Origin of the sequence: Sulfuritalea hydrogenivorans sk43H (assembly GCF_000828635.1) — a bacterium.
GTDB lineage: Bacteria > Pseudomonadota > Gammaproteobacteria > Burkholderiales > Rhodocyclaceae > Sulfuritalea > Sulfuritalea hydrogenivorans.
The window spans coordinates 651,744-672,682 of record NZ_AP012547.1 but is presented as its reverse complement, the minus strand read 5'-3'; the positions used below and the strand labels follow the sequence as shown (position 1 = coordinate 672,682).

General features: G+C 62.9%; 17 protein-coding genes and 4 tRNA genes. 5 read left to right on the top strand and 16 right to left on the bottom strand.

The genetic code is table 11. The features are described 5' to 3' along the window. Window positions 1-2: 2 nt before the first annotated feature. The 12 genes from rpoB to SUTH_RS03185 form a co-directional block, all read right to left on the bottom strand. Window positions 3-4,073 carry a DNA-directed RNA polymerase subunit beta gene (rpoB, locus tag SUTH_RS03240; RefSeq protein ID WP_041097040.1) on the bottom strand — a complete coding sequence of 1,357 codons (4,071 nt, stop codon included), beginning with the start codon at window positions 4,071-4,073 and terminating at the stop codon, window positions 3-5. Between the two features lie 187 nt (window positions 4,074-4,260). Beyond that, complete coding sequence (gene rplL / locus SUTH_RS03235) at window positions 4,261-4,641, bottom strand: 50S ribosomal protein L7/L12 (RefSeq protein WP_041097038.1); 381 nt, start codon at window positions 4,639-4,641, stop codon at window positions 4,261-4,263. Window positions 4,642-4,683: 42 nt separating this feature from the next. After that, a complete protein-coding gene (gene rplJ, locus SUTH_RS03230) occupies window positions 4,684-5,208 on the bottom strand; it encodes a 50S ribosomal protein L10 (protein WP_041101565.1) in 525 nt (174 codons plus the stop codon). 218 nt (window positions 5,209-5,426) lie between these two features. After that, window positions 5,427-6,128 carry a 50S ribosomal protein L1 gene (rplA, locus tag SUTH_RS03225; protein WP_041097036.1) on the bottom strand — a complete coding sequence of 234 codons (702 nt, stop codon included), beginning with the start codon at window positions 6,126-6,128 and terminating at the stop codon, window positions 5,427-5,429. A gap of 2 nt (window positions 6,129-6,130) precedes the next feature. Beyond that, window positions 6,131-6,562, bottom strand: a complete 432-nt coding sequence (rplK, locus tag SUTH_RS03220) for a 50S ribosomal protein L11 (protein WP_041097033.1) — start codon at window positions 6,560-6,562, stop codon at window positions 6,131-6,133. A gap of 117 nt (window positions 6,563-6,679) precedes the next feature. Then, on the bottom strand, window positions 6,680-7,213 hold the full coding sequence (nusG, locus tag SUTH_RS03215; RefSeq protein ID WP_041097032.1) for a transcription termination/antitermination protein NusG: 534 nt from the start codon (window positions 7,211-7,213) through the stop codon (window positions 6,680-6,682). Next, the gene (gene secE, locus SUTH_RS03210; protein WP_041097030.1) at window positions 7,210-7,563 is read right to left on the bottom strand and encodes a preprotein translocase subunit SecE; all 354 of its coding nucleotides are present in this window, start codon (window positions 7,561-7,563) and stop codon (window positions 7,210-7,212) included. Before secE ends, nusG begins: the two co-directional genes overlap by 4 nt. A 35-nt stretch (window positions 7,564-7,598) precedes the next feature. After that, window positions 7,599-7,674, bottom strand: a tRNA-Trp gene (locus tag SUTH_RS03205). A 76-nt stretch (window positions 7,675-7,750) separates the two neighbouring features. Continuing rightward, complete coding sequence (gene tuf, locus SUTH_RS03200) at window positions 7,751-8,941, bottom strand: elongation factor Tu (protein WP_041097028.1); 1,191 nt, start codon at window positions 8,939-8,941, stop codon at window positions 7,751-7,753. Between the two features lie 31 nt (window positions 8,942-8,972). Then, window positions 8,973-9,047 (bottom strand) — tRNA-Thr (locus SUTH_RS03195). Between the two features lie 21 nt (window positions 9,048-9,068). Further along, a tRNA-Gly gene (locus SUTH_RS03190) sits at window positions 9,069-9,142 on the bottom strand. Between the two features lie 54 nt (window positions 9,143-9,196). After that, window positions 9,197-9,281: transfer RNA gene (locus SUTH_RS03185), tRNA-Tyr, on the bottom strand. Window positions 9,282-9,484: 203 nt separating this feature from the next. Between SUTH_RS03185 and SUTH_RS03180 the strand changes: the two genes are divergently transcribed. The 4 genes from SUTH_RS03180 (at window position 9,485) to SUTH_RS03165 (ending at window position 15,988) form a co-directional block, all read left to right on the top strand. Further along, window positions 9,485-10,885, top strand: a complete 1,401-nt coding sequence (locus SUTH_RS03180) for an FAD-binding oxidoreductase (protein WP_041101564.1) — start codon at window positions 9,485-9,487, stop codon at window positions 10,883-10,885. A 75-nt stretch (window positions 10,886-10,960) separates the two neighbouring features. After that, window positions 10,961-14,428, top strand: coding sequence for an indolepyruvate ferredoxin oxidoreductase family protein (locus SUTH_RS03175; RefSeq protein ID WP_041097026.1), 3,468 nt, complete (start codon window positions 10,961-10,963; stop codon window positions 14,426-14,428). Then, window positions 14,425-15,189 (top strand): class I SAM-dependent methyltransferase, encoded by a 765-nt coding sequence (locus tag SUTH_RS03170; RefSeq protein WP_197539642.1) that lies wholly within the window; start codon window positions 14,425-14,427, stop codon window positions 15,187-15,189. Before SUTH_RS03175 ends, SUTH_RS03170 begins: the two co-directional genes overlap by 4 nt. 109 nt (window positions 15,190-15,298) lie before the next feature. Next, complete coding sequence (locus SUTH_RS03165; protein WP_041097024.1) at window positions 15,299-15,988, top strand: hypothetical protein; 690 nt, start codon at window positions 15,299-15,301, stop codon at window positions 15,986-15,988. Between the two features lie 73 nt (window positions 15,989-16,061). Here SUTH_RS03165 and SUTH_RS03160 read toward each other — a convergent pair whose 3' ends face one another. Further along, window positions 16,062-16,703, bottom strand: coding sequence for a response regulator (locus tag SUTH_RS03160; RefSeq protein ID WP_041097022.1), 642 nt, complete (start codon window positions 16,701-16,703; stop codon window positions 16,062-16,064). Between the two features lie 253 nt (window positions 16,704-16,956). Here SUTH_RS03160 and SUTH_RS03155 point away from each other — a divergent pair, with 253 nt between their 5' ends. After that, on the top strand, window positions 16,957-17,355 hold the full coding sequence (locus tag SUTH_RS03155; protein ID WP_041097021.1) for a PhaM family polyhydroxyalkanoate granule multifunctional regulatory protein: 399 nt from the start codon (window positions 16,957-16,959) through the stop codon (window positions 17,353-17,355). Here SUTH_RS03155 and SUTH_RS20325 read toward each other — a convergent pair whose 3' ends face one another. The 3 genes from SUTH_RS20325 to SUTH_RS03140 form a co-directional block, all read right to left on the bottom strand. Continuing rightward, entirely contained in the window at window positions 17,356-17,832 is a 477-nt protein-coding gene (locus SUTH_RS20325) for an AEC family transporter (RefSeq protein ID WP_408054965.1), read from the bottom strand. 590 nt (window positions 17,833-18,422) lie between these two features. Then, window positions 18,423-19,631, bottom strand: coding sequence for a CaiB/BaiF CoA transferase family protein (locus tag SUTH_RS03145; protein WP_041097019.1), 1,209 nt, complete (start codon window positions 19,629-19,631; stop codon window positions 18,423-18,425). Beyond that, window positions 19,624-20,862 carry a phenylacetate--CoA ligase family protein gene (locus tag SUTH_RS03140; protein ID WP_041097017.1) on the bottom strand — a complete coding sequence of 413 codons (1,239 nt, stop codon included), beginning with the start codon at window positions 20,860-20,862 and terminating at the stop codon, window positions 19,624-19,626. Before SUTH_RS03140 ends, SUTH_RS03145 begins: the two co-directional genes overlap by 8 nt. Between the last annotated feature and the right edge of the window lie 77 nt (window positions 20,863-20,939).

Genomic DNA, 20,939 nt, shown 5'->3' with positions numbered 1-20,939 from the left:
GCTCAGTAACGCTCGAGATCGATGTCGATCGCCAGCGAACGGATTTCCTTGACCAGCACGTTGAACGATTCCGGCATGCCGGCATCGATCTTGTGCTCGCCCTTGACGATGTTTTCGTACACTTTCGTACGGCCGTTGACGTCGTCAGACTTCACGGTAAGCATTTCCTGCAGCACATAGGCAGCGCCGTATGCTTCGAGCGCCCACACTTCCATTTCGCCGAAGCGTTGTCCGCCGAACTGCGCCTTGCCGCCCAACGGCTGTTGGGTGACGAGGCTGTAGGGGCCAGTGGAACGTGCGTGCATCTTGTCGTCCACCAGGTGATGCAACTTCAGCACATGCATGTAACCAACGGTCACCTGCCGCTCGAAGGATTCGCCCGTGCGGCCGTCGAACAGGTCGACTTGGCCATTGCTCGGCAGACCGGCCAGTTCCAGCATGGTCTTGATTTCGGACTCATGCGCACCGTCGAATACCGGAGTAGCGAATGGCACGCCACCCTGCAGGTTCTGCGCAAGCTCCACGACTTCCTTTTCGCTCAGGCCGTCAATGTCTTCCTTGCGACCGGAAGAGTTGTAAATCTTGTTCATCAGCTTGCGAATTTCGGCTGCAGCCGCCTGCTTGCGCAGCATTTCGCCGATTTTGTGTCCGAGACCCTTGGCCGCCCAGCCGAGGTGGGTTTCCAGAATCTGGCCGATGTTCATTCGTGACGGAACGCCCAGGGGGTTCAGCACGATGTCCATCGGCGTGCCGTCCGCCATGTGCGGCATGTCCTCGATCGGGACAATCTTGGAAACCACGCCCTTGTTGCCGTGGCGACCGGCCATCTTGTCGCCGGGCTGCAGGCGACGCTTGACGGCCAGATAAACCTTTACCATCTTCTGCACGCCCGGCGGCAGTTCGTCGCCTTGAGTCAGCTTCTTCTTCTTTGCCTCGAAGGCAACGTCGAAATCCTTGCGGGTCTGCTCCAGGCTGTCGCGCAGGTTTTCGAGTTGCTGCTGGGCCTCCTCATCGACCAGGGAAATGTCGAACCAATGGTAGTGCTCGACGGTTTCGAGGTAGGCCTTGGTGATCTTGGTGCCCTTGACCAGTTTCTTCGGACCCTTGCTGGCAGTCTTGTTGGTCAGCAGCTTCTCGATCCGCGAGAAGGTATCGCGCTCGACGATACGCATCTGGTCGGCCAGATCCTGCTTGTAACCTTTCAGCATGTCGTCGATGATCGACTGGGCTCGCTTGTCGCGCTCGATGCCTTCGCGGGTGAAGACCTGGACGTCGATGACCGTGCCGATCATGCCTGAGGGCACACGCAAGGACGTGTCCTTCACGTCGGAAGCCTTCTCGCCGAAGATTGCGCGCAGCAGTTTCTCTTCCGGTGTCAGTTGCGTTTCGCCCTTCGGCGTCACCTTGCCGACCAACACGTCGCCCGCCTCGACTTCGGCGCCGATATAGACAATGCCCGACTCGTCGAGGCGCCCGAGTTGCGATTCGCCCAGCGTGGCGATATCGCGCGAAATTTCCTCGGCACCGAGCTTGGTGTCGCGTGCGACGACCGTCAGTTCCTCGATGTGGATCGAAGTGAAGCGGTCATCGGCCACTACACGCTCCGAGATCAGGATCGAATCCTCGAAGTTGTAGCCGTTCCAGGGCATGAACGCGACCAGCATGTTCTGGCCCAGCGCAAGTTCGCCCAGGTCAGTGGAGGCGCCGTCAGCCACCACATCGCCCTTGGCGATCAGATCGCCGACCTTGACGATGGGGCGCTGGTTGATATTGGTGTTCTGGTTGGAGCGGGTGTACTTGATCAGGTTGTAGATATCGACGCCGACTTCGCCGACTACCGTTTCCGCGTCATTGACGCGAACCACGATGCGGTTGGCATCGATGTAGTCCACCACGCCGCCACGCAGAGCCTGCACCGCCGTGCCCGAATCGACAGCCACGGTACGCTCGATGCCGGTACCAACCAGCGCCTTTTCCGGTCGCAGGCAGGGAACGGCCTGACGCTGCATGTTGGCGCCCATCAAGGCGCGGTTGGCGTCGTCATGTTCCAGGAACGGGATCAGCGATGCCGCGACGGAAACGATCTGCCCCGGCGCGACGTCCATGTACTGGACCTCGGGCGGTTCCTTCAATTCGAATTCGCCCTTGAAGCGGCAGGAAACCAGCTCGTCGCTCAGTTTGCCTTTCTTGTCCAGTTGGGCATTGGCCTGGGCGATCACGTACTTGCCTTCCTCGATCGCCGACAGGTATTCGATCTCGTCGGTGACGTGGCTGTTTCCCACCTTGCGGTAAGGCGTTTCCATGAAGCCATACTCATTGGTGCGCGCATACAGCGCCAGCGAGTTGATCAGGCCGATATTCGGACCTTCCGGCGTCTCGATCGGGCAGACACGGCCGTAGTGGGTCGGGTGTACGTCGCGCACCTCGAAACCGGCGCGCTCACGCGTCAAGCCGCCCGGGCCCAGCGCCGAAACGCGACGCTTGTGCGTGATCTCGGACAACGGGTTGGTCTGGTCCATGAACTGCGAAAGCTGGCTGGAGCCGAAGAACTCCTTGATCGCCGCCGAAATCGGCTTGGCATTGATCAAGTCGTGCGGCATCAGGTTGTCGCTTTCCGCCTGGTTCAGACGCTCCTTGACGGCGCGCTCGACACGCACCAGACCGGCGCGGAACTGGTTCTCGGCCAGTTCGCCGACCGAACGCACGCGGCGATTGCCCAGGTGATCGATGTCATCGACTTCGCCGCGGCCGTTGCGCAGCTCGACAAGAATGCGGACGACATCGACGATATCCTCGTTCGACAAGGTGCCCGCGCCTTCGATTTCGTCGCGACCAACGCGGCGATTGAACTTCATGCGGCCGACCGCCGACAGGTCGTAGCGCTCTTCCGAATAGAACAGGCCGTGGAACAGGTTCTCCACCGCATCTTCCGTTGGCGGCTCGCCGGGGCGCATCATGCGATAGATCGCCACGCGGGCGGCCCATTGGTCGGCGGTTTCGTCAATGCGCAAGGTCGAGGAGATGTAGGCACCACGATCCAGGTCATTCACGTACAGCGTCTGGATCTGCTCGATGCCGCCATCGGCCAGTTTGGCCAGCAGGTCTTCCGTAATCTCGTCGTTGGCGTTGGCCAGCACTTCGCCGGTTTCGGGATTCACGATGTTGTGGGCAACCACCCGGCCCATCATGAACTCGTCGGGCACCAGTATCTTCTTGATGCCGGCTTCGGCCATCTCGCGGATGTGCTTGACCGTGATGCGCTTGTCCTTGGCGACAATCAGCTTGCCCGCCTTGTCGAGAATGTCGAATTTCGCCACTTCGCCGCGCAGGCGTTCCGGCACGACTTCGAAGGAGATGCCCTTCTTCGCGAAATGGAAGGTATCGAACTGGAAGAAGGTCGCGAGGATTTGCTCATGCGTCATGCCGATCGACTTGAGCAGGATGGTCACCGGCATCTTGCGGCGGCGATCGATGCGGAAGTACAGGATATCCTTCGGATCGAATTCGAAATCCAGCCAGGAGCCGCGATACGGAATGATGCGCGCGGAGAACAGCAGCTTGCCCGAGCTGTGGGTCTTGCCCTTGTCGTGCTCGAAGAACACGCCGGGGGAACGATGCAGCTGGGAGACGATGACGCGCTCGGTGCCGTTGATGACAAACGAGCCGGTGGTCGTCATCAGGGGAATTTCGCCCATATAGAGCGGCTGGTCTTCCTTGACTTCCTTGACCGCCTTGGTATCGCGGTCAAGCAGTTCGAGACGGACCTTGGCGCGCAGCGGGCTGGCGAAAGTCAGGCCGCGCTGCTGGCATTCCTTGACATCGAAGGTCGGCTCGCCAAGCATGAACTCGACGAAGTGCAGGCGGGCATTCCCCGAGTGCGCAACAATCGGGAAAATCGACGTGAAGGCGGCTTGCAGACCTTCGTTGCGGCGCTGTGCCGGCGGCACGTCGGCCTGCAGGAAGCGCGTGTAGGACTCGATTTGCGTCGCCAGAAGAAAAGGCACGTCGAGGACGTTGGCCCGTTTGGCAAAGCTTTTGCGAATGCGCTTTTTTTCGGTGTAGGAATACGCCATGGTGGCTCCGTTCAGGATTCAGACGTCGAAGGTCAAAGGACAGGGCTGAGGCAAAACAAATCAGCACTCTCGTGTAACCCCCGGATCAGGTACAAAGGGGTAAAGCTCGACAGGTACAAATGCTTCCGCTGCTACAAGCACAAAAGCGGGTTGGCGGCTGGGCCGCCAACCCGCGATCGAATCGCGATTACTTGATTTCGACCTTGGCGCCGGCTTCCTCGAGTTGCTTCTTGAGGGCCTCGGCGTCGGCCTTCGACACGCCTTCCTTGACAGCCTTCGGTGCGCCGTCGACCAGGTCCTTGGCCTCCTTGAGACCGAGGCCCGTGGCGGCACGAACGACCTTGATGGCCTCGACCTTCTTTTCGCCGGCGGCAACCAGCATCACGGTGAACTCGGTCTGCTCTTCCGCAGCGGCGGCACCGCCACCAGCAGCGGGTGCGGCCACGGCAACAGCAGCAGCGGCAGCGGAAACGCCAAACTTGGTTTCCATTTCCTTGATCAGCTCGGACAGATCGAGAACGGTCATGCCAGCGATGGCATCGAGAATTTCAGCTTTGCTTACAGCCATGATTACGACTCCTGAATGAATGTTTGAATCAGTGAAAAACGATTACGCAGTCTCTTTGGCGTCGCGCACGGCGGCGAGGCCCCGGACGAACTTCGTCGGGACTTCGTTGAGCGTGCGAACGAACTGGGTGATCGGCGCCTGCATGGTGCCGAGGAGCTTGGACAACAGCTCCTCGCGGCTCGGCATCGTCGCCAGCGCCTTGACCCCCGCCACGTCCATGACGTAGTTGGGCATTGCGCCTACTTTGATGACGAGCTTGTCATTCGCCTTGGCAAAGTCGTTGAGCAGCTTGGCAGCGGCCACCGGATCCTTGGAAATTCCATAGATCATGGGGCCGGCCAGCTTGCCGGACAGACCTTCGAACGGCGTGCCGGCAATGGCACGACGAACCAGGGTGTTTTTGACTACACGCAGATACACACCGGACTTGCGCGCGTTGGCGCGCAGGGCGGTGAGATCGACCACTCCGAGACCACGGTACTCTGCGACGATGATCGACTGGGCATTCGCGACTTCCGCGGATACTTCGGCAACTACCGTCTTCTTGTCGTCAAGATTGAGACTCACGGTCAACTCCTAAAAAACCCCAACGCCGAAAAGTCGGCGCTGGCGATACGGCGACCTTCATTCAGGAACCTGGATTCCGTCATCGGGTAACGCCATCTACGCCGGCTTTGCAACGATGTTCCGTTGCCACAATTAAGTCCTTACGGACGCCTGCGGTCTTTGATAACCTGCCGCGCCACCCGCCATACCGCACGTGCAGCGCAACAGCCCAAAGTTCTTTATGCCTGCGCCGACAGGCTGGCCTGATCGACGCGAACGCCGGCGCCCATGGTGCTGGACAGCGACACTTTCTTCAGATACTGGCCCTTGGACGCAGCCGGCTTGGCCTTTTGCAGCGCTTCAATCAGCGCCGAAAGGTTGGTCTTCAGCGCATCCACGCTGAACGAAGCGCGGCCGATGGTGCAGTGAATGATGCCGGCCTTGTCGGTGCGGTACTGCACCTGACCCGCCTTGGCGTTCTTCACCGCGGTGGTGACGTCCATGGTCACGGTGCCGACCTTCGGGTTCGGCATCAGGCCGCGCGGGCCCAGGATCTGGCCGAGGGCGCCTACCACTTTCATGGCATCCGGCGTCGCGATCACGATATCGAAGTTCATGTTGCCGGCCTTGACGTCGGCAGCCAGATCATCGAAGCCAACGACATCAGCGCCAGCAGCGCGGGCGGCTTCGGCCTTCTCGCCCTGGGCGAACACGGCGACGCGAACCGTCTTGCCGGTACCGGAAGGCAACACGACGGAGCCGCGCACCAGCTGGTCCGATTTCTTGGCGTCGATGCCGAGGTTCACCGAGACGTCGATCGACTCGTCAAACTTGGCGGTGGCGCATTCCTTCACCAGCGTCAGCGCATCGCCGACCGGATAGGCCTTGTTGCGGTCGACCTTGGCCAATACCGCTTGTACTCGCTTGGATGTCTTCGCCATGATTACAGGCCCTCCACGACAATGCCCATGCTGCGGGCGGAGCCCGCGATGGTGCGCACGGCTGCGTCAAGATCGGCAGCCGTCAAATCCTTCATCTTGGTCTTGGCGATTTCCTCGGCCTGCGCCTTGGTGATCTTGCCGACCTTGTCGGTGTGCGGCTTCGGCGAACCCTTCTGAATACCGGCTGCCTTCTTGATCAGAATGGTCGCCGGCGGCGTCTTCATGATGAAGGTGAAGCTCTTGTCCGCGAATGCGGTAATCACCACCGGAATCGGCAGACCTGGCTCGAGGCCCTGGGTCTGGGCGTTGAACGCCTTGCAGAATTCCATGATGTTGAGGCCGCGCTGGCCGAGCGCCGGGCCGATCGGGGGCGAGGGATTGGCCTTGCCCGCCGGCACTTGCAGCTTGATGTAACCGATTATCTTCTTTGCCATGATGGCTCCTGTCTACGTGAGTCCTAGCGCGCGGTCGGCGAATCTTCCAGCCACCTACTGGCGCTCCTCTTGCCGCGGATAAAACAACAAACCTGCGCGCCGCGGCGCCGCAAAAAACTATGCCTTCTCGACCTGCGCGAATTCCAGTTCCACCGGCGTCGCCCGACCAAAAATGGTCACGGAGACACGCAAACGGCTCTTTTCGTAATTGACTTCCTCGACATTGCCGTTGAAGTCGGTGAACGGGCCTTCCTTGATGCGAACCATTTCGCCCACTTCGAACAGGACCTTGGGGCGGGGCTTCTCGACACCGTCCTGGACCTGCTGCATGATCTTCGAGACTTCCTTTTCGGAAATCGGGGTCGGCTTGGTCGACGTTCCGCCCACGAATCCGGTGACCTTGGGCGTGCTCTTGACGAGGTGCCAGGAATCGTCGTCCATGTCCATCTCGACCAGCACATAGCCGGGGAAGAATTTCCTCTCGGAAATGCTCTTCTGGCCGTTCTTCATTTCGATGACTTCCTCGACCGGCACCAGCACCTGGCCGAACTTGTCCTGCATCCCGGCGCGAGTAATGCGCTCGATCAGGGCGCGCTGCACCGACTTTTCGAAACCGGAATAGGCGTGAACGACATACCAGCGTTTTGTCATGATTTTTTCCAGCCCAGAACCAGGTCGTAGAGCACCCATTCGAGGCCCTTGTCAGTCATCCACAGCACAATTGCCATGACCAGCACGAAGGCGAACACGATGCCGGTGGTCTGCATGGTTTCCTTGCGCGACGGCCAGACAACTTTTTTCGTCTCCACCACCGCTTCCCGACTGAACTCGAAGAAGCGCTGTCCCGGCGTTGTAAACCACGCCACCGCAATACCCGCAGCCAATCCCGCGAGCACGGACAGCACGCGCAGAATTGTCGGTTGCCCGCCAAGGAAGTAGAAACCAGCCACACCGGCCGCCAACAGCAGCAGCGCCAGCATGAACTTGAGTTTATCGGCCATAAGTAGTCAGTTGTTGCGCAAAAACTTCAATTCAGTGGCAGGGGCGGAGGGAATCGAACCCCCAACCTGCGGTTTTGGAGACCGCCGCTCTGCCAATTGAGCTACACCCCTGCAGCAGAGACTGCTTGGCGACACCTCGTTGCCGAAGTGTCGCCACTCGCAAAAAATGCGGCTAAAGCTGCGCGCGTTATTCGATGACCTTGGCGACGACACCGGCGCCGACGGTACGACCGCCTTCGCGGATGGCGAAGCGCAGGCCTTCTTCCATCGCGATCGGCGCAATCAGCTTCACCGTCATGGCAATGTTGTCGCCCGGCATCACCATTTCCGTCCCGGCCGGCAACTCGATGCTGCCCGTGACGTCGGTGGTGCGGAAGTAGAACTGCGGACGGTAGCCATTGAAGAACGGGGTATGACGACCGCCTTCGTCCTTCGACAGGATGTACACTTCCGACGTGAAGTGGGTGTGCGGCGTGATGCTGCCCGGCTTGGCCAGCACCTGGCCACGCTCGACTTCTTCACGCTTGGTGCCACGCAGCAGCACGCCGACGTTGTCGCCGGCCTGGCCCTGGTCCAGCAGCTTGCGGAACATTTCGACGCCGGTGCAGATGGTCTTGGTGGTGGGGCGGATGCCGATGATTTCGATTTCTTCACCGACCTTGACGATGCCGCGCTCGACACGACCCGTGACCACGGTGCCGCGACCGGAGATCGAGAAGACATCCTCAATGGGCATCAGGAAGGGCTTGTCGATGGCGCGCTCGGGCGTCGGGATGTAGCTGTCCAGGGCGTCGGCCAGGGCCATGATGGCGCCTTCGCCAAGCTCGCCCTTGTCGCCTTCCAGCGCTTTCAGGGCGGAGCCCTTGATGATCGGGATGTCGTCGCCGGGAAAGTCGTACTTGCTCAGGAGTTCGCGCAGCTCCATTTCGACCAGCTCGAGCAGTTCGGCGTCGTCAACCATGTCGCACTTGTTCATGAACACGACCATGTAGGGCACGCCGACCTGGCGTGCCAGCAGGATGTGCTCGCGGGTCTGCGGCATGGGGCCGTCGGCGGCGGAACAGACCAGGATGGCGCCGTCCATCTGCGCGGCGCCGGTGATCATGTTCTTGACGTAGTCGGCGTGGCCCGGGCAGTCAACGTGCGCGTAGTGGCGCGTCTTGGTCTCGTATTCGACGTGCGCGGTGTTGATGGTGATGCCGCGTGCCTTTTCTTCCGGCGCCGCATCAATCTGGTCGTAGGCTTTCGCCTCGCCACCAAACTTCGCCGACAGCACCGTCGTGATCGCCGCCGTCAACGTCGTCTTGCCATGGTCCACGTGACCAATCGTCCCTACGTTTACGTGCGGCTTCGTCCGCTCAAATTTCGCTTTCGCCATGTCAATCACCCCAACAAAAATGCACTAGAAATGGTGCCCTTGGCGTGGATCGAACACGCGACCTCTCCCTTACCAAGGGAGTGCTCTACCACTGAGCTACAAGGGCTGAAACCTTTGTTGCAGAACCTGGAGCGGCGAGAGGGAATCGAACCCTCGTCATTAGCTTGGAAGGCTAAGGTTCTACCATTAAACTACCGCCGCCTGTCCTGCTTGTCCGCTAACCGCCTTGCTTAACTATCTGTTTCTACTACGTGTTGGTGGAGGGGGAAGGATTCGAACCTTCGAAGGCAGAGCCGTCAGATTTACAGTCTGATCCCTTTGACCGCTCGGGAACCCCTCCAGCTGAACCCGTGATTATCTCCACATTTTGGGTCGGCGTCAACGGGTGTATCAACAAGCATGAAGCTCAACCCTCCCTGTCGGCAAAAGCGGCGAAGCTTCGGCAGCGGCCGGCCTGCGGCTGATATCACCACACGCCGGATGCCGAAATCGGCCCGGGCGCAGCGTAGAATCCGCCGATTGCCACCCATGCCGGAGATCGCCATGAACGCACCCGCTGACCGCCCGCCGCTGCCGCAGGCGCTCGCCGAAGCACTCGCCTCCCGCTTCGGATCACGCTTCTCGATCGCCGCCGCGGTCCGGCTGCATCATGGCAAGGACGAGTCGTCCCATGTGCCGATGCCGCCGGATGCCGTGGTGTTTGCCGAATCCACCGCCGAAGTGGCAGAAATCGTCGGCCTGTGCCATCGCCATCGCATTCCCGTGATTGCATTTGGCACCGGCACCTCGCTGGAAGGCCACCTCCTGGCAGTAAACGGCGGCGTCTGTATCGACCTGTCGGCAATGAACCAGGTGGTTGCCGTGCGCCAGGAAGACCTCGACGCCACCGTGCAATGCGGCGTCACGCGCAAGGCACTCAACGCCGCGCTGAATGGTACCGGACTGTTCTTCCCGATCGACCCGGGGGCGGACGCCAGCCTCGGCGGCATGGCCGCGACACGGGCTTCCGGCACCAATGCCGTGCGCTACGGCACCATGCGCGAGAACGTGCTGGGCATGACCGTGGTGCTGCCGGACGGCCGCATCCTCAAGACCGGTGGCCGCGCCCGCAAGTCGTCAGCCGGCTATGACCTGACCCGGCTGATGGTTGGCTCCGAAGGCACGCTGGGCATCATCACCGAATTGACGGTGAGACTCTATCCAGTACCTGAAGCGATCTCCAGCGCGGTCTGCACATTCCCGACACTGTCGGCCGCAGTCAAGACAGTCATTCAGACCATCCAGCTCGGGGTTCCCGTTGCGCGCATCGAGCTGCTCGATGCCTTGGCGATCACCGCCATCAACCGCCACAGCAAGACAACGCTGCGCGAAGAGCCGACCTTGTTCTTCGAGTTTCATGGCTCGCCCACTGGGGTCAGGGAGCAGGCGGAGACGGTGCAGGAGATTGCCGCGGAACACGGCGGCCAGGATTTCGAATGGGCCACCCGCCCCGAGGATCGAACCCGGCTGTGGCAGGCGCGGCACGATGCCTATTACGCCGGCATAGGCCTCAAGCCGGGCTGCCGGGCATTGACGACCGACGTCTGCGTGCCGATCTCGCGACTCGCCGATTGCATCGGCGAGACCTATGTCGATCTTGAGGCGACCGGCCTCGTCGCACCGCTGGTGGGCCATGTCGGCGACGGCAACTTCCACATGGTGCTGCTGGTCGATCCGGACAACGCAGAGGAACTCGGCCGCGCCAAGGGCTTCGCCTCGCGCCTTGCGCAGCGCGCCATCCGCATGGACGGCACCTGCACCGGCGAGCATGGCGTTGGCATAGGCAAGCAGGGTTACATGGCGCTGGAGCATGGCGATGTCGCCATCGACCTGATGCGGGCGATAAAGCGCGCCATCGATCCCGACAACATCCTGAATCCGGGTAAGATTCTGCCGCCGCCCTGATCCGGGGCGGTCAGGCCCGATGCACGACTCACAAGGTCACAGCATCTCCGACGTCCAAAAAATTCAGGAGCAGCCATGAACGCGCCACTGCGCACCATCACCCTCGAGGACAAATACGCCCTCGCCTCCGGCCGGGTATTTCTGACCGGCACCCAAGCCCTGGTTCGACTGCTGCTGTTGCAGCGGCAACGCGACGCCCTGGCGGGACTTAACACCGCGGGCTACGTTTCCGGCTACCGCGGCTCGCCGCTGGGTGGCCTCGATCAGGCGCTGTGGAAGGCCAGGCCGCATCTGGCGCAGAGCCATGTCGTGTTCCAGCCCGGCGTCAACGAAGATCTCGCTGCGACGGCGCTGTGGGGCACGCAGCAGGTCAATCTGTCGCCGGGCGCGAAGCATGATGGCGTGTTCGGCATGTGGTACGGCAAGGGGCCGGGCGTAGACCGCTGCGGCGACGTCTTCAAGCATGCCAATTCCGCCGGCACCTGGAAGCATGGCGGCATATTGGCGGTGGCCGGCGACGATCACGCCGCGCGCTCATCCACCGTGGCGCACCAGTCGGAACATGCATTCAAGGCCGCGATGATGCCGGTGCTGGTACCGGCCGGCGTGCAGGACTATCTCGACCTCGGCCTGCACGGCTGGGCCATGAGCCGCTACTCCGGTTGCTGGGTCGGCTTCAAGGCGGTGGCGGATACTGTTGAATCCTCGGCCTCGGTGGATATTTCGCCGGACCGCGTCCGGATCGTGCTGCCCGACGATTACGCATTGCCTGCGGGCGGGCTCAACATCCGCTGGCCCGACGATCGCCTGTTGCAGGAAGCCCGGCTGCTCGACCACAAACTCTACGCCGCGCTGGCCTATTGCCGCGCCAACAAACTGAACCAGGTGGTCATCGATGCGCCCAATCCGAGACTGGGCATCATCACTACCGGCAAGTCCTATCTCGACGTGCGCCAGGCCTTCGATGACCTCGGCATCGACGATGCGCTCGCCGCCGAAATCGGCATCCGCCTCTACAAGGTCGGCATGGTCTGGCCGCTCGAATCCGATGGCGTGCGCCGCTTCGCCGAGGGACTGGAAGAAATCCTGGTGGTCGAGGAAAAGCGCCAACTGATCGAGTACCAGTTGAAGGAAGAGCTCTACAACTGGCGCGAGGACGTGCGTCCGCGCGTGATCGGCAAGTTCGACGAGAAAGGCGAATGGGCGCTGCCCAATGGCCGCTGGCTGCTGCCGGCTTCGGGCGAGCTTTCTCCGGCACAGATTGCGCGCGTGATCGCCGACCGCATCGGCCGCCACTTCACCTCGCCGCGCATTCGCGAGCGCCTCGCGATCATCGAAGCGAAGGAACGCTCCGCCGCGCCGGCGATCCAGGTCGCGCGCACACCCTATTTCTGCCCGGGCTGCCCGCACAACACCTCCACCTGCGTGCCCGAAGGTTCGCGCGCGCTGGCCGGCATCGGCTGCCATTTCATGGTGTTGTGGATGAACCGGTCCACCGCCACCTACTCCCACATGGGAGGCGAAGGCGCGGCCTGGATGGGCCAGGCGCCCTTCACCGAACAGCGCCATGTCTTCGTCAATCTCGGCGACGGCACCTACTTCCATTCCGGATCGCTGGCCATACGCGCAGCGGTTGCCTCGGGCGTCAATGCCACCTACAAGATCCTGTACAACGATGCCGTCGCGATGACCGGTGGCCAGCCGGTGGACGGCAACCTGACGGTGCCGCAGATCGCCCACCAGTTGCATGCGGAAGGCGTGCATCACGTCGTCGTCGTCACCGATGGCACGGCGCGCGCCTACGGTCACCCGGATCTGCCGCACGGCGTGCCGATCCGCCATCGCGACGAGCTTGATGCGATCCAGCGCGAGATGCGCGAATGCCCGGGCGTCTCGGCCATCATCTACGACCAGACCTGCGCCGCCGAAAAGCGCCGCCGCAGGAAGCGCGGCAAGATGATCGACCCGCCGCGCCGCCTGTTCATCAACGAGGCCGTGTGCGAAGGCTGCGGCGACTGCGGCGTGCAATCCAACTGCCTTGCGGTCGTCCCCGTCGAAACCGAATTCGGCCGCAAGCGCGCGATCGATCAGTCGGCCTGCAACAAGGACTACTCCTGCGAGAAGGGCTTTTGTCCGAGTTTCGTTTCGGTGCTGGGCGGCGGCGTGAAAAAGGGCCGAGGTCTCGCCGGATCAACCAACGGCGGCGACTTCATCGCCGTACCGCCAGCGCCGACTCTCGCGTCGACGGCCGATCCCTACGGCATCCTGATTACCGGCGTCGGCGGCACTGGCGTGGTCACCATCGGCGCCCTGATCGGCATGGCCGCACACATCGACGGCAAGGGCGTCACCGTGCTCGACATGACAGGGTTGGCGCAAAAGGGCGGTGCGGTGTTTTCCCATGTGCGCATCTGCGACGATCCGGAAGCCATCCACGCCGTGCGCGTGGCGACCGGCGAAGCCGATGCGGTGATCGGCGGCGATGTCATCGTCACCGCATCGCCCGACGCGCTGACGCGGATGCAGAGCGGCCGCACCCGCGTCGTGGTGAATTGCGCCGAAACCCCGACGGCCGATTTCACGCGCAATCCGGACTGGCAGTTTCCCCTGGCGCGCATGCAGGCGGTAGTCGGCGAAACCGTCGGCGCCGGCGCCGCACACTTCGTCGACGCCTCGGATCTCGCCGTGCGCCTGCTCGGCGACTCGATCGCCAGCAACCTGTTCCTGCTCGGCTACGCCTGGCAGCAGGGCCTGGTGCCGGTGTCGTGGGACGCCATCGATCGCGCCATCGAACTCAACGGCACGGCGGTCCCCTTGAGCCGCGCCGCGTTTCTCTGGGGCCGTCGCGCCGCGCACGATCCCGCGGGTGTTGCTGCCTACGCCCGGCCGAAAATCGCCGTACCGCCAGCGCCGACTCTTGATGAACTGATTGCGAAGCGCGTTCGCTTTCTCACCGAGTATCAGGATGCCGCCTACGCTGAACGCTACCGGACTCAAGTGGAAAAAATCCGCACTGCGGAGGCCTTCATCGATTCGTCGCAACTGACGGAGACCGTGGCGCACAACCTGTTCAAGCTGATGGCGATCAAGGACGAATACGAAGTGGCGCGGCTGTATGCCGAAACCGACTTCCTGCAGAAGATCGGCGAACGCTTCGAAGGCGATTACACGCTGCAGTTTCATCTGGCGCCACCCTTGCTGGCCCGCCCCGATCCGAAGACAGGGAAGGTGAAAAAGCTCGCCTTTGGTCCATGGATGCTGACCGGGTTCAAGTGGCTGGCAAAAGCGCGCCGGTATCGCGGCTCGCGCTGGGACGTGTTCGGCCGCAGCGCAGAGCGGCAACTTGAGCGCAGCCTGCTGGCCGACTATGAAGCCGACCTCGCCCGCATGGCCGGCAAGCTGGATCGAACCACGCTGGGCGATGCCATTGCCCTCGCCAATCTGCCGGAGAAGATTCGCGGCTTCGGCCATGTCAAACGCCGCAACATCGATGCGGCAATGCCGGAACGCGACGCCTTGCGTGCCCGGCTCGGGCTGGCTTGACGCCACATCGCCAGACCAGGCCGCCGCTGAAGCATGCGGCGGCCTCCCAGATGCTCGGCGCGATGCTGGCAGGCGGGTTGGTCTGGCTGCTGTTCCCCGCGCTGGTCGGCCAGCCGCTGGCGCTGGCCGGCATTCAGGGGCTGTGCGCCGCCCTGGTCAGCCATCTGCTGCGCGGCCCCGTCTGGTGGCTGCCGATCCACCTCGGCTTCATGCCGCTGGCAGTGCTCGCGCTGGGGCTGGGGCTGCCTTCCTGGGTCTGGCTGGCCGGTTTTGCCGTTTTGCTGCTCGTATTCTGGCGCACCGACCGCAGCCGGGTGCCGCTCTACCTCACCAACGCGGTGGCCAGCGAGGCCGTGGCGGGCTTGATTCCAGACGAACCGGTGTCGGTGGTCGATCTCGGTTGCGGCGACGGCGGCCTGCTGCGCCGGCTGGCGCGGGCGCGCCCGGACTGCCGCTTTGTCGGCTTCGAGCATGCGCCCCTGACCTGGGCCTGGGCCTGGCTCGGCTGTCGCGGCCTGCCCAACATCGAGATCCGCTTCGGCGACTTCTGGTCCCACCCGCTGGGCGGCTATGCGCTGGTCTATGCCTTTCTCTCGCCGGTTCCCATGCAGCGGCTCTGGCTCAAGGCCAGGGCCGAAATGAAGCCGGATGCGCTGCTGGTCAGCAACAGCTTCACCGTGCCCGATATCGAGCCCGAAAGCACCGTAGAGGTGGCCGATGCCAGGCAGACCCGCCTTTACTGCTACCGACCGGCTGGCTGAATAAACACGGCGATTGCCTCGCAATTTCAGCCATCGAAGGCATCGCCGATGGCCAATAATCCTCCCACACAGACCCCGGATTCATGCCGGGATCGATGAGGAGTCAGGCATGGCAGACATCATCTGCGTTATCGGCAACAAGGGCGGCACCGGCAAGACCACGATTTCCCACATGCTGTGCCAGGGCATGGGCCTGCTCGGACAACGCTCGGTCTGCGTACTCACCGACAGTTGCCGCGAGCCACTGAACCCGGCCGGGCGCCGCTATCTGGTCGCCGACGCCCGCTCGCGCGAAGCGCTGACCAAGGTGACCAGCAAGATTCGCTCGCTCAAGTCATGGATGGGAGTGATCGACGGTGGCGGCAACCGTACCGAGATGGACCACAAGCTCTACAGCGTCGCCGATCTGGTGCTGTTGCCGTTTCGCGATTCGCACGAAGACATCCGCACCGTGATCCGCGATCTGGAAATGTTCCCGCGCGCCTATGCCGTGCCTTCGCAGTGGCCCACCAATGTCTGGCAGCGCGAAGCGGCGGAAAAAACCGTCGATGAATTCCTGGTCCGTTTCCGCGACCGGATTCTTTCCCCGGTCGCAACGCTTTCCGCCAGCAAGCAGTTGCTGCAGAAAACCATTCCCGGCAACCTGCCTTCGCCGCTGGCCAATGCCAGTCGCGGCATCGCACGCCAGGTACTCGATCTGTTGCAGATCTCTTTCGAAGACGATGCCGATTTGAGCGAGGAAGACGTGGCGACGCGGCCCGCCGCCGGCCATGGCGCATCCATGGCAATGGCGGCCTGACGCCGTCCCGCGTCCGGGTGGATACCGTCCCTCGCGGGACATAAAGCGGAAGTCAGGCGGGCAAAAGCCGTCGCTAGTTCTGGCGGCGCTTGCGGCTCGCCATCAGCGCCGCCTCCGAACGGTTGTTCACGCCCATGGCCTTCATGATCGCCGAGACGTGGATTTTCACCGTCCCTTCGGTCAAGCCGAGCAGTTCGCCGATCTGACGGTTGCTGCTTCCTTCCGTCAACAGTTCCAGCACTCGCGCCTGGGCCGCGGTAAGGCCGAAACGCTGCGCCAGCGACTTGCCCTCGCCATGCGCTGTTTCGCTGCGATTGGTCAGTTCCCTCAGCTTGGGCGGCAGGTAGATTTCACCGGACAAGACCGCGCGCAAGGCCTCCAGCAAGTCGGTACTCGAACCCGACTTGGAAACGAACCCGGAAGCGCCGGCTTTCATCACGCGCGACACGGTGTCGGCGTCATCCAGCGCGGACAGGACAACCACGGGAACCGTCGGAAAACGCCGCCGCACCACGGGCAGGAAGGTCTGGCCCTTGGTTCCGGGCAGCATCAGGTCGAGGATCATCATGTCGATGTCTTCGCTCTCCAGCACCCCGATCGCCTCGTTTGCGTCCGGTACGCCGAAGGTCCGGGTCTCTGCACCGAGGTTCTTCAGCGTTGCCAGCAATCCCTCGCGTACCAGGGCATGGTCTTCGACCACCAATAGTTTGAGCATCGCGTTCCCCCGCAGGTCAGTCCCGAATATGACAAAGGGCAGTTTAGCGTGAAATGACTCTTTCGGAGCGGCGGGTGATGGCCGAGCGAAGCGAGCTTGCCAGTAACCCCGCCCCGGGGCGGGGATGGGGGTGGGGGGTCTTCAATTCGCCTTTCGCGTTTCATCCTCTGCTAGTGGTCTCAAGCGACCATGAGCGTTAGCGCGGATGGCGGCACTGCGGTAAGATCGGCCAATATTCTTGGGAGCATGCGCCATGAGCACCACGCCGTCCGATCCGATGGATTTCCTGAAGACACTTTGGGGCAATACCGGCATGCCGTTGCCGGGCCTGGTAACGCCGACGCTTGATACCAACGAACTTGAAAAGCGCATCGCCGACCTGAAGGCGGTCGAGGGCTGGCTCAAGACCAATCTCGGCATGCTGCAAATGACCATTCAGGGACTGGAGATGCAGTGCGCGACGCTGTCGGCGCTGCAGGCCATCAGCCAGTCGGCGAGCAGTCCTGACGCCAATGCCAACCCCTTCGCCAATCCGAACCTGTGGCCCTGGAATTTCATGCAGAACGCAGGTCAGCCCGCCGCCGATGCAGCTGGCGCTCCCGCCCCGGCCGATCAGCCGACGCCGAAAACCGGCCGCAAAACCGCCAAGTAGTCAGCGCAGGGAAAGCCAGAACGGCAGGCTCAGCATGCCGAGCAGCGTGCCGACGGAAATCAGCCAGGCCACGCGCGTGCCGTCGCCGCCCATGCGTTGCGCCAGGATGAAAGCGGAACTGGCCGTCGGCAGGGCCGAGAACGCCAGCGCCACATCGGCATAAACTCCGGTCAATCCCGTCCAGCGAATCAGCGCCAGCGTCGCCAGCGGCATCGCGACAAGTTTGATCGTCAGCAAATAGGCCGCGGCCGCCGTAGCGCCAGCGCCGACTTTCGCATTGCCGGTGCGCAACCCCGCGCCCACCGCCAGCAAGCCCAGCGCGATGGCGGCTTCGCCGAGGCGGCCGAGAAATTGCAGCAGTGCCTCGGGCGGCTGAAAGCCGGCGACATTCGCCGCGACGCCGGCCAGCGTCGCGAGGATCAGCGGATTCCGCGCCAGTTCGCGCCAGACGCTCGCTTCGCCGTGGCGGGCCAGCATCCATACCGCCGCCATGTTGGCCGGCGGCACCATGACGCCGACGACAATCGCCATGGCCGCGATGCCGGGCACGCCATAGAGCTTTCCGGCCACCGCCAGGCCGATGTAGGAGTTGAAGCGAAACGCGCACTGGTATTGCGAGGCAAAGGACATGGGCGCCAGACGAAACAGCTTCGCGCCGTATCCCAGCACGATGCCGGTGGCCATCGCCCCGGCGGCAACCCCGATCATCGGCGCCGCTGTCGTCCACTCGATGCGCGTCTTCACCAGTCCGTTGAACAGCAGGGCCGGAAAGAGGACGAAATAGATCAGCTTTTCCAGCCCGCTCCAGAAATGATCGCCCAGATGCAGCACGCGGCGCAGGCCGCTGCCCAGCAGGATCAGGGCGAAGTCGGGAAGGAGGGCAAGGGCCGGGGCGAGCGCCGGGGACACGCCGCTAACGCTCATTGCACCGAGAGCCACCCGCCGATGATGAAACACGCGAAAAGCGAATTGATCACCCGCCCCCCTTCCCCCCTCGCGGGGGGTTACCAATCAGCGCGCTACGCGCGTCCATTTCTGGAGACTTCGAACAAGGTGTTTCCATTGCATTAAATTACTCCAGCGGCGCGCAAGCGGGCAATGTCGGATTCCACGTAGCCCGCAGCCTTCAGCACGGCATCGCTGTCGGCGCCGGCCGCCGGGGCCGGGCTGGCGTCGGCCCAGGGCCAGGCGGAAAGCTTGAAGGGCGGCGCATACTGTTTGGCGCCGCCGACCTCGACCACCATTTCGCGGGCGACGACTTGCGGATGCGCGATTGCTTCGTCCACGCGCAAAATCGGCGTGACGCAACAATCCGCTGCGGCGAATATCGGCTGCCAGTGGGCGAGCGGCTGCGATGCGATCAGGCCTGCCAGTTCGGCCTTCACACGCCGGCCTTCGGCTCCGGTGGCAAGCCCGAAGGAAGCGAGATCGGGGCGACCGATCGCGACGCACATGGCCTGCCAGAACTTGGGTTCGAGGGCGCCAACGGCGAGATAGCGGTCATCGGCGGTGCGATACACGCCATAGCAGGGCACGCCGCCGGTCAGCAGGTCGGCGCCGCGCGGTGCCGGCTGCCCGAACACCTGGGTGGTCACCAGCGGGAAGATCGTGTGGGCCAGCACCGCATCGGTCATCGCCACATCGACATGGCTGCCTTGTCCGCTCACCTTGGCGCCGATCACCGCGGCGAGAACGCCGAGCAGTGGAGTAAGCGCTCCCCCGAGGAGATCGCCGATCTGCAGATTGGGAATGGCCGGAGGCCCGCTGGCCTTGCCGTCGTGGGTGCCGATCTGGTCCAGCAGCCCGGCCGTGGCGAGATAGTTGATGTCGTGGCCGGCGAGTTCCGCCCAGGGGCCGGTCTGTCCATAACCGGTGATGGCGCAGTAGACAACGCGCGGATTGATCGCCTTTACGGTTTCGTAACCGATGCCGAGCTTGTCGACCACGCCGGGGCGAAAGCTTTCGAAAACCACGTCGGCATCCTTCGCCAGGCGCATGAAAACTTCGACGCCGGCTGCCTTTTTCAGATCCAGCCGCAGGCTTTTCTTGTTGCGATTGACCATGCGGAAAAACAGGCTGTCGCCCGTGGCGTTATTGCCGTCCGCCTTGCGTTCGCCGGGTCCCATGGTGCGGGCATAGTCGCCGGCACCGGTATCCTCGATCTTGATCACCTCGGCGCCGAGGTCTGCCAAGTGCATGGTCGCCACGGGTCCCGGCAGCAGGCGCGTGAGGTCGAGTACGCGCAGACCTGCAAGAGGTCCGCGGGGCTCAGTCATATTTCCTGGCGTCTTCGATGACCTTGCCGTCGTTCGGCAGGCTGCCAACCGCAACCAAGCTCACCTCGGCACGCAGTTTGGTGACATCGCGAATGCTTTCCGCGATGGTCTTTTCCAGATTCTCGGCGCGGGCCTGGCCGACTTCGCAATGCAGGGTCATCAGGTCATTGCTGTCGGGATTGGTCACCACCAGCCGTGCGCGGACGATTTCCGGATGGCGCTTGGCCGCGATCGCCACCTGTTCCGGATGGACGAACATGCCCTTGATCTTGGTGGTCTGATCGGCACGCCCCATCCAGCCCTTGATGCGCATGTTGGTGCGCCCGCAGGGCGAAATCCCCGGCAGGAAAGCCGACAAGTCGCCGGTGCCGAAGCGGATCAGCGGGTAGTCGGCGTTGAAGGTGGTCACCACCACTTCGCCGACTTCCCCCTCGGCCACCGGGTCTCCGGTTCCGGGGCGCACGATTTCGACCAGCACGCCTTCATCGACCACCAGTCCTTCGCGGGCTTCGGTTTCGTACGCGATCACGCCCAGCTCGGCCGTCGCATACGCCTGGTGGCCGACGATGCCGCGCGCCAGCAGTTCGTCGCGCACCGGCGGCAGGAAGGCCTCTCCGGAAAAAAACGCCTTGGTCAGGGAAGGCAGCTTGACGCCCATTTCATCTGCCTTTTGCAGCAGGATGCGCAGGAATGACGGCGTGCCGGCATAGGCTTGCGGCTGGAGATCGGCCATCGCCGCCACCTGCTGCTCGGTTTGCCCGACGCCGGCCGGAAATACGGTGCAGCCGAGCGCCTGCGCACCGGCTTCGAAGATCCAGCCGCCGGGGGTCATGTGATACGAAAAACTGTTGTGCACCAGGTCGCCGGCGCGAAACCCGCCGGCATGCAGGGCCCGCGCGGTACGCCAGTAATCGGCGACGCGGCCCTCCGGTTCGTAGATCGGGCCCGGCGAGGAGAACACGCGTCCGAGCTTGCCCCAGCTCGATGCCGCAAGACCGCCGAACGGCCGCTGTTTCTTCTGCAGCTCGATCAGGTCGCTCTTGCGCACCACCGGCAAACCGGCGAGGGCTGCCGTCGAAGTGATCGCCGCGGCATCGACCTGCCGGAGCGACTCGGCAAAGTAAGCCGTATTGGCCCTGGCGTGAGCAATCTGCTGCGGCAGGCGTGTCGCCAGCGCCGACTTTCGCTCGTCGGCGGTGCGGGTTTCAAGGGCGTCAAAGTATTTGGACATGTGCTGCTCCGAAATCGGGAAGAGTGGCTGACGGCGCTGATTGTGAGGACTGTGGAGCACCAAGCGATGCAAGGCGC

Excerpts from the sequence above, each read along its gene's own strand:
- SUTH_RS03165 (WP_041097024.1), top strand. The coding sequence starts at position 15,299 with ATGGCAGACATCATCTGCGTTATCGGCAACAAGGGCGGCACCGGCAAG.
- SUTH_RS03160 (WP_041097022.1), bottom strand. The coding sequence starts at position 16,703 with ATGCTCAAACTATTGGTGGTCGAAGACCATGCCCTGGTACGCGAGGGA.
- tuf (WP_041097028.1), bottom strand. The coding sequence starts at position 8,941 with ATGGCGAAAGCGAAATTTGAGCGGACGAAGCCGCACGTAAACGTAGGG.
- rplL (WP_041097038.1), bottom strand. The coding sequence starts at position 4,641 with ATGGCTGTAAGCAAAGCTGAAATTCTCGATGCCATCGCTGGCATGACC.
- SUTH_RS03145 (WP_041097019.1), bottom strand. The coding sequence starts at position 19,631 with ATGACTGAGCCCCGCGGACCTCTTGCAGGTCTGCGCGTACTCGACCTC.
- rplK (WP_041097033.1), bottom strand. The coding sequence starts at position 6,562 with ATGGCAAAGAAGATAATCGGTTACATCAAGCTGCAAGTGCCGGCGGGC.
- secE (WP_041097030.1), bottom strand. The coding sequence starts at position 7,563 with ATGGCCGATAAACTCAAGTTCATGCTGGCGCTGCTGCTGTTGGCGGCC.
- nusG (WP_041097032.1), bottom strand. The coding sequence starts at position 7,213 with ATGACAAAACGCTGGTATGTCGTTCACGCCTATTCCGGTTTCGAAAAG.
- SUTH_RS03175 (WP_041097026.1), top strand. The coding sequence starts at position 10,961 with ATGAACGCGCCACTGCGCACCATCACCCTCGAGGACAAATACGCCCTC.
- rpoB (WP_041097040.1), bottom strand. The coding sequence starts at position 4,073 with ATGGCGTATTCCTACACCGAAAAAAAGCGCATTCGCAAAAGCTTTGCC.
- rplA (WP_041097036.1), bottom strand. The coding sequence starts at position 6,128 with ATGGCGAAGACATCCAAGCGAGTACAAGCGGTATTGGCCAAGGTCGAC.
- SUTH_RS03180 (WP_041101564.1), top strand. The coding sequence starts at position 9,485 with ATGAACGCACCCGCTGACCGCCCGCCGCTGCCGCAGGCGCTCGCCGAA.
- SUTH_RS20325 (WP_408054965.1), bottom strand. The coding sequence starts at position 17,832 with ATGCTGGCCCGCCACGGCGAAGCGAGCGTCTGGCGCGAACTGGCGCGG.
- SUTH_RS03140 (WP_041097017.1), bottom strand. The coding sequence starts at position 20,862 with ATGTCCAAATACTTTGACGCCCTTGAAACCCGCACCGCCGACGAGCGA.
- SUTH_RS03155 (WP_041097021.1), top strand. The coding sequence starts at position 16,957 with ATGAGCACCACGCCGTCCGATCCGATGGATTTCCTGAAGACACTTTGG.